The organism is Brevundimonas sp., from assembly GCF_041648615.1.
Classification (GTDB): Bacteria; Pseudomonadota; Alphaproteobacteria; order Caulobacterales; family Caulobacteraceae; genus Brevundimonas.
On the sequence record NZ_JBAZOS010000002.1, the window covers coordinates 130669 to 147433 of the forward strand.

Consider the following 16765-nt stretch of genomic DNA (forward strand, 5'->3'; position numbering starts at 1 on the left):
CAAACGGCGGCGTTGCTAAAGAGGCGTCGCCCCGGGGTCAACGGGCGCCGCCGACTTGCGCAGAAAGGCGAACCACGCCGCAGTGGTCACGACGAAGAAGATCGCTGTCGGCAGGATGTAACCCGGCGCCGCCGCGACCACCGCCGCCGAGGTGAACAGCAGCCCCAGCGCCGCCACGCCCCGCGCCCGCGTCCAGCGCGCCAGCCGGAACAGCGAGGCGGAACAAAGGCCGTAAACGACCAGGCTCAACACCGAAGTGACGCCGATCAGCATGCCGAACTGACCGCCCAGCGTCGGCTGCCCCGAAATCACCGCCACCACGCTCATGATCGCCCCGCCCAGAAGCGGATTGGCGATCGGCGTCTGCTCCCCGGCTCCGAAGCCCGACGGCAGATACCCCCGCCGCGCCGCCGCTCGCGCGGTTTCGCCGCCCAGCATGACCCAGCCGCTCAGGGTGCCGACCGCCTTGACCACCGCCGCGGCCGCGACCGCAGCCCCGATGGAGGCCCCGAACACCTGCGCCGTCAGATCGGCGTAGGGGCTTGAGGACTGGGCCAGAACGCCGGCCGGAATGACGCCGAACACAGCCACACTGGCCGCGACATAGACCACAGAGGCCAGCAGGACGCCGGCGATCGACGCCCGGCCGACGTCCCGCGCCGGATTCCGGACCCGCGCCGACAGGACCGCGGCGCTCTCGACCCCGAGGAATGCCCAGAAGATCACCGCCAGCGAGGCAGGCACGCTTTCAGCGAGGCTGTTCCCGGAGGGGCTCCACGATGCGGCGAAGGTGTTCCCGTCGAAAGCCATGACCCCTGCGGCCACCGCGATGACGATGGGAACCAGGCCGATGGCCAGCGCCATGGCCGCAAACCGCGAGGCCGTTCGCGCGCCGAGGATGTATGCGCCGGTCGTCAGCCAGATCAGGCCCAGATTGCAGAAGGTCGCCGCCACCGGCTCCTTCAGGATCGGGAAGAAGAACCCGAGGTAGCCCGTCGCGGCGACGGCGATGGCGACATTGCCGACCAGACAGGCGGTCCAGAAGGCGAGCGCCGTCTGGAAGCCGAAGAAGCGGCCCAGGCCCCGCTCGGCGAAACCCGACAGGCCGTCGGCGTCAGGCTGCAGGCGTCCCAATGCGGCGAACACCAGCGCCAGCGTCACGGCCCCGACGCCGGCGACCGCCCACCCCACCACGCTGGATGAACCGACCGGCGCCAGGGTCGCGGGCAACAGATAGACCCCCGAGCCGATCATATTGCCGGCCACGACCAGGGCGGCGAGACCCCAGCCCAGCTTGTTCCGGTCTTCGATCGGCGCGTGCGTCATGGATGAACCTTTGCGATCCGCGCCTGGAACCAGGCCACGGCGGCCTCATGGCGCGGGCTGAGCACGCCGCGGTCATAGGCCCCGGCCGACAGATTGGCCTGCACCGCCTCGCAGATGGAGGCGTCCTCGGCCGTCAGGCGATCCGAGGCCTGCAGCGCATCGCCGATGGCCGCCTCGCCGCCGTCGTTGAGGAACAGATAGTCCAGCCGCGTCCGTCCCGGCCCGACCGGCGTCATCCGCTCGATCATGGCGCCGTCGCGATAGACGTTGATCCCAAGGTTCGGCCACAGCCAGCCCCAGACGCCGGCCTGCGGTCCGTCGTTGACGCCGACGGCCTCCTGCACGACCAGATCGCCCTCGACCCGGATGCGGTATTCGGCCGAGCCCAGCTCGTCAGCCAGCACCGGATGGACGGAGCCGATATGGTAGCCCTCCAGATAGTTCTCGGCGTAGGTCTTCCAGTCGCAGGCCAGATCGTGGCTTCGACGCAGGGCCGGCGCGGCGAGAGCCAGACCGCGCTCGGCCAGCAGGGCCTCCAGCGGCGCGACGAGATCGGTCAACGGTGCGGCGTCCTGATCCAGGGTGGCGAACGCGAGCCCCCGCCATGTCTCCAGCCGGAGCGCCAGAAGGCCGAATTCGCGCGGGTCGAACCCATCCGCCGCGCCGAAGCCGACGGCGGACCGCAGACGGCCGTCGAGGGCGTAGCGCCAGCCGTGGTATCCGCAGACCAGCTCGCCCTCGCAGTGTCCGCGCTGGCCCATCACCAGCGGTCCTGCCCGGTGACGGCAGACATTGTGGAAGGCGCGCAGCACCCCGTCCTTGCCGCGCACGGCCAGCAGGCGATGGCCGGCCAGGTCGGACGCGATCCAGTCGCCGGGCGCTGGCGCCTCGGCCTCATGGCCCAGAAACAGCCAGGCGCGCCCGAACACCCCGGAACGCTCGCGCGCCCATGCGTCGGGACAGCCGTAGAGTCGGGCGGGAAGCGTGGCCTGCATCGTCGGGATCAAGGCCCCGGCGCGACGGCGTCGTCAACCGACTCTAGACAGTGATCACCTCCATGCCGGCGAACACGGCATGGGTCGCGCCCGCGGCCTGGGCGGCCAGGCCCCGGTCGGGTCGCAGGTTCAACAGCATGACCTGGCTGCAGGTCTGGCGCGCGGCGGAGATCAGATCCTGGGCCGCCTGCCACTCGCGCGCGCCTTCATGGGCGACGCCGGCGAAATCGATGGCCAGGCACCGGGCGCGCACGCCCGCCATCCGGCGCACAAGGCCGGCGTCGGGCGCGATATGCAGGATCACGCCCAGCGCCTCGGTTTCGAAATGGGAGATGGATTCATCGACCATCTCGGGCGCCGCCTGCTCAAGGCCGCCCATTACCTCGACCAGAAGGTTCCCGGGCGCCGAGCCGTGTTGAAGTTCGGTGCAGAGCAAGGCGAACCGCCCCCCGCTTGAAGCCACGGTGCGCCAGAAGGCCGGCAACACCCCCGTGTCGTCGGGACCGAGACGCAGGAGGTCCAGGCCATGATTCAGGGTCTGAAGATCGATGCGCTTCAGGTCAGCCGGCTCCAGGGTCCGGCGGCCGAGGGCGGCCAGGGCGGACTCGCCGCCCCGGTGCCGGACGATGCGGCGAATGCGGCGGCTGACCGGCGTCGACCGGTCCAGATCAAAGACCGGTTGCGCGGCCAGGGTCACGGTCAATTCACGTCCGGCGCGGGTCACCAGGCTGAAGGTCAGGCTTTCATAGGGCGCGGCGTAGGCGCGGCGCTCGCCGAGAGATGTGTAGGAGCTTTCGCCCGCGGGGTTCCCCCCAGGATCATCGCCCGTCGGATACGCTGGAACTTGTGTCATGACCGCCCCCTTCGGATGGCCGGTGAAGTTCCCCCAGAGTCGTGACGATAACCGTGAACCCAAGAACGTAACCCTGCCAAACGTAGTCAAAAATCGTTGACCATGATGGACGCCTCCCGGCGCTCCGCCCCCTCCCCCGAGCGCCATCGTGGTGATAGGGAGCGGCATGAACATCACCACGGTCGGCCTCGATGCCGACGACACCCTCTGGCACAACGAAACCATCTTCCGGCTGACGCACGACCGGTTCGTCGCCCTGCTGGCCGATCACGCCGAGCGTCCGGAGCTGGAAGCGCGGCTGGCCGAAACCGAGAGGCGGAATCTCCGGCTCTACGGCTACGGCGTGAAGGGCTTCACCCTGTCGATGATCGAGACGGCCATGGAGCTGACGGGGGGCGAGGCTCCGGCCTCGGTGGTGCGCGAAATTCTCGCCGCGGGACGCGAAATGCTGGCCCATCCGGTCGAGACCCTGCCCGGCGTCGATGAGGCGCTGGCTGCGCTGTCGGAATCATATCGTCTGGTGCTGGTCACCAAAGGCGACCTGCTGGACCAGGAACGCAAGCTCGCCGCCTCGGGGCTGGGCGACCTCTTCGCCGCGGTCGAAATCGTATCGGAGAAGGACCGCCGGACCTACGACCGCGTCTTCGCCCGTCACGGCACCGGCGCCCATGAAGCCGTGATGGCCGGCAATTCGATGAAGTCGGACGTCTTGCCTGCACTGGCGGCGGGGGCATGGGCGGTTCACATTCCCTACGCCATCACCTGGGCCCACGAAGTCGCCGAGGCGCCGGCGGCGCACCCCCGCTTCGGGGGGTTGGACAGCATCAGCGAACTGCCGGACTGGATTGCCTCAAACCGCTAACGTTGTTCGGATAACATTGTATTTGTGAACGCTGAATCGGCCTTGCATTTGCATGTTTCAGATTCGAAACATTTATATCAATAACGGCGGAATATAAGCATTTCTGTTACTGTCCAGCTTGACCGGACACATGTGTGGTGAGTTTGTGACCGTCGTCGCGCCAAGGGAAACCAGCGCCCGTCTTCTCAAACTCACCCCCGAGATTTAATATATGACTGTTATTCGTAATCGACTCCTGGCTTCGACGGTGCTCGCCGGCGTGATGGCGATGTCCGCCGCCCCCGCTTGGGCGCAGACCGTCCCCGCCACGCCGCAGGACGCCAGCCCGCTGTCGGGCGTCACCGTGACCCAGGCGCAGGATGACGACGCCTCCCAGCTGGACGAGGTTGTGGTCACCGGTTCGCGCATCCGTCGCGACCCGGTCAACGCGCCGACGCCGCTGATCCAGGTTTCGCGCGAAGAACTGCTGACGACCGGCCAGTCGACGGTCATCGACTATCTCGCCACAATTCCGGCCCTGGCCAACTCGCAGGTCCCGTCGGACGTCACAGGCGTCCTCGGCATCGGCGGCCTTTCCTTCGCCAACCTGCGCTCGCTGGGCGCCGGCCGCACCCTGACCCTCGTCGACGGTCGCCGTCACGTCGGCTCGGCCGGCGGTTCGCTGGCGGTGGATGTCGACACCATCCCGCGTCTGCTGATCCAGGACGTCGAGATCATCACCGGCGGCGCTTCGTCGGTCTACGGCGCCGACGCCGTCTCGGGCGTGCTGAACTTCGTGCTGCGCAAGGATTTCGAAGGTCTCGAGATCGACGCCAACTACGGTATGATCAACCAGGACGGCGAAGCCTCCAAGCGCATCTCCGCCCTGCTCGGCGGCAACTTCTTCGACGACCGTCTGAACCTGTACGCCTTCGCGGAGTATGAGCAGCTCGACGCCGTCAACTCGCTGGACATCGACTGGCTGCGCAACTCCACCGGCCTGATCGGCGTCGACGCCGACCCGGCCGCCGCTCGCATTGACGGTGAGTTCGATAACCAGCTCTACCGCGGTTACGTCACCCTGCAGCGCCCGCGCTGGGGCCAGACGACCCTGGCCAACAACCAGCAAGCCAGCGCCCTCAACGACCCCGACGTGCCGTACCAGAACTGCGGCCTTACGGTCAGCGGTCTGACAAGCTCGATCTGCTATTCGGTCCAGCCCGGAAAGACCTTCGTGTTTGACGGCGCAACCGCTCGCGCGGCCGACTTCGGCACCCGCATCGGCGCCACCGGCGCAAACCGTCCGAACAACATCGGCGGCGACGGCGACAACCCCGCCACCTTCAGCACCATCACCCGCGTGCCGGAGTCGGAGTCGCAGCGTTACCAGGTCGGCGCCAACTTCCGCCTGACGGACAACGTCCGCGCCTTCGCCGAAGCCAAATATGTGACGGAAGACACCAGCTTCTCGTCGCAGCCGGACTTCTATGACTTCATCATCCGCGACGGCGTCGTCAGCAGCGCTGAAGTCCAGCCGGCCTACGCGTTCAACGTCTTCGGCGTGAACCTGTCGGACAACGCCTATCTGCCGTCCAACCTGCGCACCGCGATCCAGACCAACACCATCACGGTCTACGCACCGCCGACCGCCGGCTCGCCCAGCGCCACGACCGCCGTCGTGGCCGCGCCCTATGCCCGTCACACCCTGTTCGGCGAAGACCGCAACCAGATCAGCAACCGTGAACTACAGCGCTACGTGGTCGGCTTCGAGGGCGACTTCGAACAGATCGCCTTCGTCAAGAACATCGACTGGAGCCTGTCCTATACCTACGGTCAGGTCGATGTGACCGAAACGGAAACCGGCACGGACGCCCTGCGCGTCAAGCTGGCCTCCGACGCCGTCCGCGACACGGCCGGCGTTCTGGGCACCCCCGACGCGATCGTCTGCCGCTCGCGGCTGATCGCCGCCCAGGGGGGCATCGTCGATGACTACTTCTTCGGCAACGCCGATCTGCGCGACGGCCAGGTGGGCGCCGACGCAGTCGCCGCCTGCCAGCCGCTGAACATCTTTGGCCAGGGCAACCAGAGCCAGGCGGCGCGCGACTACATCAACGCCGAGGTCACCTACACCGAGCGTAACGAGCAGGAAGACGCCATCGCGACCGTCGCCGGTCAGCTGTGGGACTTCTGGGGCGCCGGTCCGATCGGCGTGGCCCTCGGCTACGAGCACCGTCGTGAATACACCGAGGCTGTCGGCCGCGACGCCGGCGCCGCCGGTCGCGTCCTCTTCCTCAACGGCGGTCCGGACTTCCCGGGCGCCGAGTACACCAGCGACGAAGGCTTCGCCGAACTGTCGCTGCCGCTGTTCCGCGACAGCTGGCTGGGAGAGTACGCCGAACTGAGCGGTTCCTACCGCTACTTCGACTACAGCACGGCCGGCACCGGCGACGTCTACGGCGTGAACCTGATCTATCGTCCGATCCAGGACATCACGTTCAAGACCAGCTACAACACCTCGTTCCGTGCGCCTGACCTGGGCGAGAATTTCTCGCCGCTGGGCGAGACGTTCGCCAACGGCTTCGTCGATCCCTGCGCCACGGCGAACATCATCGTGCAGACGGCGGAAATCCGGGCCAACCGGGTCACCAACTGCACCGCGCTCGCGGCGCAGCAGGGGCGGACATTCGACTTCAACGGCGCCACCGCCACCAACGTCGACGACTTCAACCCGGTCTATACGGGCGGCGTCTCCGGCGTGACCGGCGGCAACCCGTTCCTGACGCCGGAACAGTCGGAGTCCTTCACCTTCTCGGCGGTGCTGCAGCCCCGGTTCATCCCGAACTTCAGCCTGGTTCTGGACTACTACGAGATCGAGATCACCGACGTGATCGCCTTCATCTCGGCCCAGACCGCAGCCAACAACTGCGTCAACGGCAACTCCCTGAACGCTTCGGCCTGCTCGGTGATCTTCCGTAACAACCCGGGCATCCCGTTCGGCCTCGGCGCTCCGGCGAACGATCCGATCGGCGGCTTCATCGAAGGCGCCGGCAACTACGCCGCGCTGACCACCCGTGGTCTCGATTTCACGGCCCGCTACGGCTACGACTTCGAAGAGATGATGGGCCGCAACTGGGGCCGTCTGGACTACAAGATCGCCGGTTCCTGGTTGATCGAGCAGGAGAATTTCCTCGATCCCGCCAACCCGTCGAACTTCACCACCGACCGCGGCAACCTGTACTATCCGAACGTCCGCTTCACCTCGTCGCTCACCTACACGCCGAACGACGTGTGGAGCGTGAACTGGACGGCGGACTGGCAGTCGGCCAACAACATCGCGCGCAACCGCGATCAGGTCGTCAACCTCGAGAACCGTGAAAGCCAGTACTACGACACCGGCAACTTCACCCGCCACGACTTCACGGTCCGCTATAACGTCAACGACACCCTGTCGATGCGTGCGGGCGTCGTGAACGCCTTCGATGCGGAACAGTCGCCGGCCCTGGGCCAGACCCTGTATTCGAACTTCGACCCCTACGGCCGTCGCTTCTTCATCGGCCTGAACTACCGCCCGTTCTAGAAACGGTCCGGAACAAGACCAAGGGGGCGGCTCGCAGGAGCCGCCCCCTTTTTCATGTCCGAAGGACCTGCGGCCTTGCCACCGCCGCCCCCCGTCTTTAGACGGGCCGCTTGACCGACAACCCGACCGGCCACGCGCGGCGATATCGCCGTTCGCGCAGCCGCGCGCGCAAGGAGCCCGCCCCGTGTCCGACTCCGCCGTCCCCCACGAAGACCGCGACGCCATGGTGCGCGCGTCTCTGGCGGCGCATGGCGACAGCGGGATCACGCCGCGGCACACGCTGTTTTACTTCTACGGGGACGGGGATCACGACGACCTGAATGAGGTCGCGCGGCGCGCCGGTTTCCTGACCCGGGGTCAGGACGACGCCACCATCCTTGAAACGACAATGGCCGTGGACGAGGCGTCCTTCGCCCCCGTCTCCGCCATGATGCAATCCTGGGCCGCGGCCTTCCAGCTGGACTACGACGGCTGGGAATGCGCGGTCGTGACGAACTGAAAGCGCCGTAAAAACAATGCCCAAGCGCACGGATATCCAATCCATCCTGATCATTGGGGCGGGCCCCATTGTGATCGGACAGGCGTGCGAGTTCGACTATTCCGGCGTCCAGGCGTGCAAGGCCCTGAAGGCCGAGGGATATAGGGTCATCCTGGTCAATTCCAACCCGGCCACGATCATGACCGACCCGGAGGTGGCCGACGCCACCTATATCGAGCCGATCACGCCGGAGTTCGTCGAGCGCATCATCGCAAAGGAGCGGCCCGACGCCCTGCTGCCGACCATGGGCGGGCAGACGGCGCTGAACACGGCGCTGGCGCTGGACGCCTCGGGCGCGCTGAAGAAGTGGGGCGTGGAGATGATCGGGGCCAAGGCCGACGTCATCGACAAGGCCGAGGACCGGCAGAAATTCCGCGACGCCATGGACAAGCTGGGGCTGGAAAGCCCGCGCTCCAAGGCCATCCACCACATCGACGAGGCCGAGGACGCCCTCGCCTTCGTCGGCCTGCCCGCCATCGTCCGCCCGTCGTTCACGCTGGCCGGCACCGGCGGCGGCATCGCCTACAATGTCGAGGAATACCGCGAGATCGTCGAACGCGGCCTGGACCTGTCGCCGACCACCGAGGTGCTGGTCGAGGAAAGCGTCCTGGGCTGGAAGGAGTATGAGATGGAGGTCGTCCGCGACAAGGCGGACAACTGCATCATCATCTGCTCCATCGAGAACATCGACCCGATGGGGGTGCACACCGGCGACTCGATCACCGTCGCCCCCGCCCTGACGCTGACCGACAAGGAATATCAGCGGATGCGCACGGGCTCGATCAACGTCCTGCGCGAGATCGGGGTCGAGACCGGCGGATCCAACGTGCAGTGGGCCATCAATCCCGCAGACGGCCGCATGGTCGTGATCGAGATGAACCCGCGCGTGTCGCGGTCCTCGGCCCTGGCCTCCAAGGCCACCGGCTTCCCGATCGCCAAGGTCGCCGCGCGGCTGGCCGTCGGATACACGCTGGACGAACTGACCAACGACATCACCATGGTCACGCCCGCCTCGTTCGAGCCGAGCATCGACTATGTCGTCACCAAGATCCCGCGCTTCGCCTTCGAGAAATACCCCGGCGCCGAGGCGACCCTGTCGACCTCGATGAAGTCGGTGGGCGAGGTCATGGCCATCGGCCGGACCTTCCAGGAGTCGATGCAGAAGGCCCTGCGCGGCCTCGAGACCGGCCTGACCGGCTTCAACGAGATCGAGATCGACGGGGTGGTCGACGTCGAGGACGAAGCCTCCGCGCGCGCCGCCGTGGTGCGGGCGCTGGGCCAGCCGACGCCGGACCGCATCCTCGTCATCGCCCAGGCCTTCCGCCACGGCCTGAGCGTGGAAGAGGTCAACGCCGCCTGCTCCTACGAACCCTGGTTCCTGCGCCAGATCGCCGACATCGTGCGCACCGAGGGCCACATCCGGGTCCAGGGCCTGCCGACCGACGCGACCGACTTCCGCAAGCTGAAGTCCAAGGGCTTCTCCGACGCCCGCCTCGCCCAGCTGACCGACCAGACCGAGAAGGCGGTCCGCGCCGCCCGCCGCGGCCTGAACGTCCGCCCTGTCTTCAAGCGCATCGACACCTGCGCCGCCGAATTCGCCTCGGCCACGGCCTATATGTATTCGACCTATGAGACCGGCGCCCTCGGCCAGGTTCCGCAGTGCGAGTCCAACCCGACCGACCGCAAGAAGGCGATCATCCTCGGCGGCGGGCCGAACCGGATCGGGCAAGGCATCGAGTTCGATTACTGCTGCTGTCACGCGGCCTTCGCCTTCGCCGACATCGGCGTCGAGTCGATCATGGTCAACTGCAACCCCGAGACCGTCTCGACCGACTACGACACCTCCGACCGGCTGTATTTCGAGCCGCTGACGGCCGAGGACGTGCTGGAGCTGATCGACGTCGAGCGGTCGAACGGAAACCTGATCGGCGTGGTCGTCCAGTTCGGCGGCCAGACGCCGCTGAAGCTGGCCCATGCGCTGCAGGAGGACGGGGTGCCGATCCTGGGCACCAGCGTCGACTCCATCGACCTGGCCGAGGACCGCGAGCGGTTCCAGGTCATGCTGCACGACATCGGCCTGATGCAGCCGCCCAACGGCCTGGCGCGCAGCGCCGAGGAGGCCGCGCAGAAGGCGGACGAGGTCGGCTATCCCGTCGTCCTGCGCCCCTCCTATGTGCTGGGCGGACGCGGCATGGTCATCGTCCACGACCGTGAACAGCTGGACCGCTATGTCGGCGAGGCCATGCGGGTGTCGGGCGACGATCCCGTGCTGATCGACCACTATCTGAACCGCGCCACCGAGGTCGACGTCGACGCCCTGTGCGACGACGAGACGGTGTTCGTGGCCGGCGTGCTGGAGCATATCGAGGAGGCCGGGGTCCATTCGGGCGACAGCGCCTGCTCGATGCCGCCCTTCTCGCTGTCGGACGAAATCGTCGCCGAGCTGAAGCGCCAGACCGAGGCCATGGCCCGCGCCCTGAAGGTGCGCGGCCTGATGAACGTCCAGTTCGCCATCGAGGAGCCGCACAGCGCCGCGCCGCGCATCTTCGTGCTGGAGGTCAATCCGCGCGCCTCACGCACCGTGCCGTTCGTGGCCAAGACCATCGGCCAGCCGGTCGCCGCCATCGCCGCCAAGGTCATGGCGGGCGTGCCGCTGAAGTCCTTCGGCCTGAAGGACCGTCCCTACGACCATATCGCGGTCAAGGAAGCGGTCTTCCCCTTCGCCCGCTTCGCCGGGGTCGACACCATCCTGGGCCCCGAGATGCGCTCGACCGGCGAGGTCATGGGGCTGGACTGGAAGCGTGAGGGCGAGGCCGACATGGCGCCTGCGTTCGCCCGCGCCTTCGCCAAGAGCCAGATCGGCGGCGGCACCACCCTGCCCGTTTCCGGCTGCGCCTTCGTCAGCGTCAAGGACGGCGACAAGCCCTTCATCGTCGAGGCTGTGAAGACCCTGCTGGCGGAAGGATTCTCCATTGTCGCCACCGGCGGGACGCATACCTATCTGACCGAACAGGGCCTGCCCGTCGGCCATGTGAAGAAGGTTCTCGAGGGCCGGCCCAACATCGTCGACGCGATGAAGAACGGCGAGGTCCAGCTGGTCTTCAACACCACCGAGGGCAAGCAGGCGCTGCTGGACAGCTTCAGCCTGCGTCGCACGGCCCTGATGATGAAGATGCCCTATTACACGACGACCGCGGGGGCGCTGGCGGCGGCGCAGGCCATCGGGGCGATCAAGGCCGGCGAACTGGATGTGCGGCCGATCCAGGACTACGCGCACTGACCCGTTGGTGACGATTTCGACCAGTCCGGGCCGCCGAACGACGGGGTCGGGCCGGACAGGTCGGCCAGTCAATTCCGGGACAATGAGGCGGGATAGTCGCGACTCTTCCGGGTGATCGGCGCGACAAACGCTCGACAGGGGCGCGACAGGGCTCGCGACATCCGCGACATGCGCGACACCGGGCGGCGTCTACGTCCGTTTCTGACGCAGGCGAGCGTCATCGTGACCGGATGGAGCACCACCGCCTGCGCAAATATCGCGGCCCGGAGACCTGGGCCCAGGTCCGGGCCGCCTATGTGGCCGGGGAGTCGGCGCCGTCGGTGGCCCGACGGTTCGATGTCGGGCTGTCCAATCTGAGACGACGCGCCATGGCCGAGGGCTGGACCCGCAGCCGCATCGCCGAACGGCTGGACCTGACGCCGGTGCGCGGCGGGGCGGACGCGCCGCCGGCCATGCTCGCGCCCCTGTCCGTGCTGGCGGAGACCGCCGAACCGCCATGGGTCGATCCGGAGGTGGCGATGGGACGCGCCCTGCGCCGCGCCACCTGGCTGGTCAGCGAGGGCAGGGCCGCCGAGGCGCGGGCGCTGGCCCGGGCGGTCGAGGCGCTGGAGCGGATGTGGGACGGGGCGGCTGTTCGGAAACGATGAGGGCGCGAGGAAGGTGCGGCGGGAGGCGGGACAGCGAGGCCCCCCGATCCGGGTCCCGCTGCTCGCCCGCCAGACCATTTTTGCTTCAGGTCGAATCGACCTGAATCCAAAAAATGGTCCAGAATTACGCTGGAGCGAAATCTGAGCCTTGGCGGACTGCGTCCACCAGGACCGATTTCGCTCCAGGTCCCCTAGGCCGCCGCCGGTGCGGACCATGCGGACGACCCGGGGTCACGCCTGAACAATTCTTAACGGGCCATACCGACGTTCCGCGGTTAAGCGTCCCGCGAACCTTCACCGGAGCCATTCATGTCGCAGCGCCTGTTGTTCGCTCTCGCCCTGTCGTTGCTGAGCGCCGCATCCGCCGTCGCCCAGACTCCGGCGCCGGCGCCGGTCAAGCTGCTTGGCGAACGACGCATCGACGAACGACCGGCGTTGATGGTTCTGGGTACGGCGCATCTGGCCAACAACAACGCCGACGTGCTGCGCACCGAGGTCGACAATGTGTTGAGCCCGGCCCGGCAGGCGGAGATCGAGGCCCTGGTCGAGGCGCTGGCCCGGTGGCGGCCGACGCGGATCGCCGTGGAGATCGACACGACCGGCCAGACCAGGCTGGACCGGCGCTACGCCGACTATTGCGCCGGGACCTATGCCCTGACGGCCAGCGAGGTCGACCAGATCGGCCTTCGGCTGGCGGCCAGGCTCGGGCATGAGCGGGTGTATGGCGTCGACTGGAACGACATGCCGCCGGGCGTGGAAGCGGACTACGACTGGGAGGCGGGAGCGGAGGCCGCCGGCGAGCAGGCTCGCATGGCCACGCTGCGGAATCCGGCGCGGGGCCAACGCACGACGGACCTGGTCCAGTCCCGGCCCATCCCCGAGTGGCTGGGGGTGATGAACTCGCCCGAGTTCCTGCTGGGCATGCACCGGACCTATTACGAGTACGCCCTGCTGGGCGGGCCCGGGACGAACCAGGGGGCGAACTGGGTCGGGGCATGGCATGGACGGAACCTGAAGATCTTCGCCAATCTGGTGCGGCTGGCCGACGATCCGGGCGAGCGGGTGCTGGTCATCTACGGCGCCGGGCACGCCTTCCTGCTCAACCGGTTCGCGGAGGAGAGCGGGGCGTTCAACGTCGAGCGGCCAGGCGCCTGGCTGGCGCCGTCCGCCCGCTAGATTTCTGACGCAGCGAACCCGGCTCAGCCGGGCAGGCGTCAGGCCTGGCGCATCACCGCCGGGCCGCCCATCAGCGGATCGCTGACGGAGTCCGCGCCGGTCTCGATCCGTCCGGCCAGGCGGCGGAAGAAGCCGTCGGGCCCGCGCAGGGCGACGTCGTACCAGCCGTGCCCGGCGACGCCGATCCGACGCGTCGCGCGGCCGCCCGGGGCGAGGGTCGTCCGCCAGGGGGCCTCGTCGGGCCGGTATGGGTCGGCGGCGGCCTCGATTCCCCGTTCGGCCTCGCCGTCGTTGGACAGGGTCAGCTCCAGCCCGCCCGGCCCGGCGCGGACGGCGACGGAGAGGGCGTCCCGCACGGCGTGACCGACGAAATGACGGTGGAAGCCGCTCGGGCCCAGCACCCACAGGTCGTAGGCGCCCTCGTCCCGGACATCCTCGAGCATGGCCCCGGCCCCGACGGTGTAGCGCCGCGGCGGGCGCTCCAGCCGCAGCCGGTCATAGACGTGGAACACCGCCCCGGCCTGCCCGGCGTTGCGGAAGGTCAGGGCGAGAGCGCCCTCGCGGCGCGTCTCGTCGACCTCGAGGGCGTACGGCAGGGCGCGGGAGCGCCGGACGCCGGACGCCTGGACCGGCGCGGCCGGCGTCGGGGGCGTGGCCGGGGTGCTGCGGCCCGGCAGGGCGGCGGCGCGGGCGGCCAGGGCCGCGGTCGGCGGCAGCGGCGGCACGGGGGCGTTGGGCGTGCGGAAATCGAACGCCCCGGTCAGGTCGCCGCAGACGGCGCGCCGCCACGGCGAGATGTTGGGCTCCATCACCCCGAAGCGGGTCTCGAGGAAGCGGATCACCGAGGTGTGGTCAAACACCTCGGAGCTGACCCAGCCGCCGCGGCTCCACGGCGAGACGACATACATCGGCACGCGCGGGCCCAGTCCGTAGGGGCGGCCGACGAACTCCGGCCGCTCGGTCGCGGCCTCGCTGGCCGTGGTCCGCAGATGGTATTCGCCGGTCGTGTCGACGGTGGAGGCCCCGTGGCCCGGCGACGGCGGCGCGGGCGGGGGGACGTGGTCGAAGAAGCCGTCGTTCTCGTCGAACATGACGAACAGCGCCGTGCGGGCCCAGACGGCCGGGTCGGCGGTCAGGGCCTCGATCACCCGGGCCGTGTAGTCGGCCCCCTGGGCGGGGCTGGACGGGCCGGGGTGTTCCGAGGCCGCGGCCGGGGCGACGATCCACGACACCTGCGGCAGGGCGCCGGCCAGGACGTCCTCGCGCAGGCCGTCGAGGGCGCGGGTGCTGAGCCCCAGTTCGGCCAGGCGCGGGTCGGCGCCCGGCTTGCCGTCGTGGCTGTCGCGGAAGGTCTGGAAGCCGGCCACCGGGTTGTCGGTGAAGTTGTCGGCCATGTCCTGGTAGATGCGCCAGCTGACGCCCGCCTGCAGCAGCCGCTCCGGATAGGTCGTCCAGCGATAGCCGTCGGGATGGCCGCCGTCGGCGACGAGGGCGTCGTGCGAGTTCGAGAGCGAGGGGCCGCCCCTCTCGCCGCCCGGGTCGTTGGTCCCGCTCCACAGGAACAGCCGGTTGGAATTGGTCCCGGTCTGCATCGCGCAATGGTAGGCGTCGCAAACGGTGAAGGCCTCGGCCAGGGCGTACTGGAACGGGATGTCCGTCTCGCGGAAATAGCCCATCGAATGCTCGGTCTTGGCGACGGGCCAGGCGTTCATCCGCCCCTCGTCCCAGGCCGCCTGGGCGTCGGGCCAGCTGTGCGGCGTGCCCTCCACCCGCATCAGGCGGAAGTCCTCGACCGTGTTGAGCGGGAAGGGGGCGACCACCGGGGGCCGGTCCGGGGCCTGGCCGTTGGCCTGGACCCAGCAGGTGGCGCCCGACCGGCCGGGGGCGTCGGCCACGGGGATGGGGAAGCGGTCGCCGAAGCCGCGCACGCCGCGCATGGCCCCGAAATAATGGTCGAAGGAGCGGTTCTCCTGCATCAGGATCACCACATGGGCGACGTCGGCGACGGTCCCCGCGCGAACGTCGGCGGGAATGCTCATCGCCCGGGCGATGGCGGGCGCCAGCGAGGCGGCGCCGGCGGCGAGCAGGAGGCGACGGCGGTCGAGGGTCATGCGGTCATCCTGGCGCGACCGCCCGGCGAGCGGCGGTCCTGAACCGTCCTAGAGGCGGAGTGCGAACCGGCGATGACGGCGCGGCGGCGTCGCTAGATTCCCGCCGCCGGATCCGGCTCGGCCACGGCGTCGCGACCCTCGACGATGCGGGCCGCGGCGAGGTCGGCGGTGACGTTGCCGATGGTGCGGAAGATGTCGGGGATGACCTCGACCGCCAGCAGCAGGGGCAGGACCTGGATCGGCACGCCCATGGCGAGGCAGATGGGGGCGATGGAGACGAAGAAGCTGACCTGCCCCGGCAGGCCGACCGAGCCGATGGAGATGGCGATGGCGGTCAGCCCGCCGGCGATCCAGGCGGCCGGATGGAGGTCGACGCCGTGCAGGTGGGCGACGTAGATGACCACGGCGAGGTTGGCGACCGGGCTGGTGAAGCGGAACACCGCCACCGCCAGCGGCAGGACCAGGCCCGCCGTGGCGGTCGAGACGCCGAGCGCGGTGCGCGCCTGCTCGACCATGGCGGGCAGGCTGGCGAGCGACGACTGGGTCGAGAAGGCGACGACCTGGGCCGGGATGACGCCCCGCGCGAACCGGGCCAGGCCGATGCGGCCCCAGGGCACGACGAAGGCGTAGATCAGGAGGATCAGGCCGACCTGGGCCAGCACCACCACGCCGACATAGTGGCCGAGGGTGCCGAGGGCGCCGAGGCCGGCGTTCAGCCCCACGCCCATCGACAGGGCGAAGACGCCGATGGGGGCCGCCAGCAGCACCCAGTGGACGATGATGATCATGGTCTCGGACACGGCCTCGAAGAACTCCACCAGGGGCGCGCGGCGGCCGGGGCTGAGGCGGGTGACGGCGAAGCCGAAGGCGATGGCGAAGACGACGATGCCGAGGATGGCGTCGTCGGCGGCGGCGCGGATCGGATTGGCCGGCGCGAGGCCGGCGAGGAAGGCCGGAAGCCCGCCCCCGGCCGCGCTCTCGCGCACCACGGCAGCGTCGGGCGCTCCGGCCAGCAGGACGGCCGCGCCCGCCGGATCGATGGGCCACAGCAGGTGCAGGGCCTCGGAGGCGAAGATCGCATAGACCGTCGAGACCAGCAGCAGGACGGCGAACACCATCAGCGCCTTCAGCGCCAGCCGGCCGGTCGCCGCCGCGTCGGCGATCGAGGCGATGCCGGTCACCAGCAGGCTGAAGACGAGCGGGATGATGGTCATCTTCAGGGCGTTGAGCCACAGGGTGCCGATGGCGCCGATCAGGTCGGCGGTCCCGACGCCGCCGGGCAGGCCCCAGGCCTGGGCCGCGGCCCCCGCGAACAGGCCGGCCAGCAGGGCGACGAGCACCCACAGGCTCAGGGACATCAGGGCGGAACGGAGTCGGGAAGCGGCCATCGGTCGAAGCTAGGCGCCGTCGCCGGATTTGAC

General features: G+C 68.9%; 11 protein-coding genes. 6 read left to right on the forward strand and 5 right to left on the reverse strand.

Translation table 11 applies throughout. The features are described from left to right. Nucleotides 1-15: 15 nt before the first annotated feature. Genes WC555_RS02030 through WC555_RS02040 form a run of 3 tightly spaced genes read right to left on the reverse strand, consistent with a single transcriptional unit; the run spans nt 16 to nt 3174 of the window. Complete coding sequence (locus WC555_RS02030) at nt 16-1326, reverse strand: amino acid permease (protein WP_373250706.1); 1311 nt, start codon at nt 1324-1326, stop codon at nt 16-18. Next, a complete protein-coding gene (locus tag WC555_RS02035; protein WP_373250708.1) occupies nt 1323-2321 on the reverse strand; it encodes an aromatic ring-hydroxylating dioxygenase subunit alpha in 999 nt (332 codons plus the stop codon). Before WC555_RS02035 ends, WC555_RS02030 begins: the two co-directional genes overlap by 4 nt. A 43-nt stretch (nt 2322-2364) precedes the next feature. Beyond that, a complete protein-coding gene (locus WC555_RS02040; protein WP_373250710.1) occupies nt 2365-3174 on the reverse strand; it encodes a hypothetical protein in 810 nt (269 codons plus the stop codon). A 166-nt stretch (nt 3175-3340) separates the two neighbouring features. Between WC555_RS02040 and WC555_RS02045 the strand changes: the two genes are divergently transcribed. The 6 genes from WC555_RS02045 to WC555_RS02070 all read left to right on the forward strand — a co-directional run bounded on the left by WC555_RS02045 (nt 3341) and on the right by WC555_RS02070 (nt 13233). Then, the gene (locus WC555_RS02045) at nt 3341-4036 is read left to right on the forward strand and encodes an HAD family hydrolase (RefSeq protein ID WP_373250712.1); all 696 of its coding nucleotides are present in this window, start codon (nt 3341-3343) and stop codon (nt 4034-4036) included. A 211-nt stretch (nt 4037-4247) separates the two neighbouring features. Continuing rightward, nucleotides 4248-7592, forward strand: coding sequence for a TonB-dependent receptor domain-containing protein (locus WC555_RS02050; RefSeq protein WP_373250715.1), 3345 nt, complete (start codon nt 4248-4250; stop codon nt 7590-7592). A 184-nt stretch (nt 7593-7776) separates the two neighbouring features. Beyond that, a complete protein-coding gene (locus WC555_RS02055; RefSeq protein ID WP_373250716.1) occupies nt 7777-8091 on the forward strand; it encodes a hypothetical protein in 315 nt (104 codons plus the stop codon). A 16-nt stretch (nt 8092-8107) separates the two neighbouring features. After that, complete coding sequence (carB, locus tag WC555_RS02060) at nt 8108-11410, forward strand: carbamoyl-phosphate synthase large subunit (protein ID WP_373250718.1); 3303 nt, start codon at nt 8108-8110, stop codon at nt 11408-11410. A 230-nt stretch (nt 11411-11640) separates the two neighbouring features. Further along, nucleotides 11641-12057: a hypothetical protein gene (locus tag WC555_RS02065; protein ID WP_373250720.1), complete on the forward strand. Its 417-nt coding sequence runs from the start codon at nt 11641-11643 to the stop codon at nt 12055-12057. A 309-nt stretch (nt 12058-12366) separates the two neighbouring features. Beyond that, complete coding sequence (locus WC555_RS02070; RefSeq protein WP_373250721.1) at nt 12367-13233, forward strand: DUF5694 domain-containing protein; 867 nt, start codon at nt 12367-12369, stop codon at nt 13231-13233. Nucleotides 13234-13271: 38 nt separating this feature from the next. On the opposite strand, the gene WC555_RS02075 is transcribed toward WC555_RS02070, so the two are convergent. Both WC555_RS02075 and WC555_RS02080 read right to left on the reverse strand, forming a co-directional pair. After that, nucleotides 13272-15344: a phosphocholine-specific phospholipase C gene (locus WC555_RS02075; protein ID WP_373250723.1), complete on the reverse strand. Its 2073-nt coding sequence runs from the start codon at nt 15342-15344 to the stop codon at nt 13272-13274. A gap of 92 nt (nt 15345-15436) precedes the next feature. Continuing rightward, nucleotides 15437-16732 carry a dicarboxylate/amino acid:cation symporter gene (locus WC555_RS02080; RefSeq protein WP_373250725.1) on the reverse strand — a complete coding sequence of 432 codons (1296 nt, stop codon included), beginning with the start codon at nt 16730-16732 and terminating at the stop codon, nt 15437-15439. Nucleotides 16733-16765: the final 33 nt, after the last annotated feature.

Bases quoted from the DNA above. Each gene is read 5' to 3' on its own strand.
- carB (WP_373250718.1), top strand. From the start codon at position 8,108: ATGCCCAAGCGCACGGATATCCAATCCATCCTGATCATTGGGGCGGGC.
- WC555_RS02065 (WP_373250720.1), top strand. From the start codon at position 11,641: ATGGAGCACCACCGCCTGCGCAAATATCGCGGCCCGGAGACCTGGGCC.
- WC555_RS02035 (WP_373250708.1), bottom strand. From the start codon at position 2,321: ATGCAGGCCACGCTTCCCGCCCGACTCTACGGCTGTCCCGACGCATGG.
- WC555_RS02045 (WP_373250712.1), top strand. From the start codon at position 3,341: ATGAACATCACCACGGTCGGCCTCGATGCCGACGACACCCTCTGGCAC.
- WC555_RS02080 (WP_373250725.1), bottom strand. From the start codon at position 16,732: ATGGCCGCTTCCCGACTCCGTTCCGCCCTGATGTCCCTGAGCCTGTGG.
- WC555_RS02040 (WP_373250710.1), bottom strand. From the start codon at position 3,174: ATGACACAAGTTCCAGCGTATCCGACGGGCGATGATCCTGGGGGGAAC.
- WC555_RS02050 (WP_373250715.1), top strand. From the start codon at position 4,248: ATGACTGTTATTCGTAATCGACTCCTGGCTTCGACGGTGCTCGCCGGC.
- WC555_RS02075 (WP_373250723.1), bottom strand. From the start codon at position 15,344: ATGACCCTCGACCGCCGTCGCCTCCTGCTCGCCGCCGGCGCCGCCTCG.
- WC555_RS02070 (WP_373250721.1), top strand. From the start codon at position 12,367: ATGTCGCAGCGCCTGTTGTTCGCTCTCGCCCTGTCGTTGCTGAGCGCC.
- WC555_RS02030 (WP_373250706.1), bottom strand. From the start codon at position 1,326: ATGACGCACGCGCCGATCGAAGACCGGAACAAGCTGGGCTGGGGTCTC.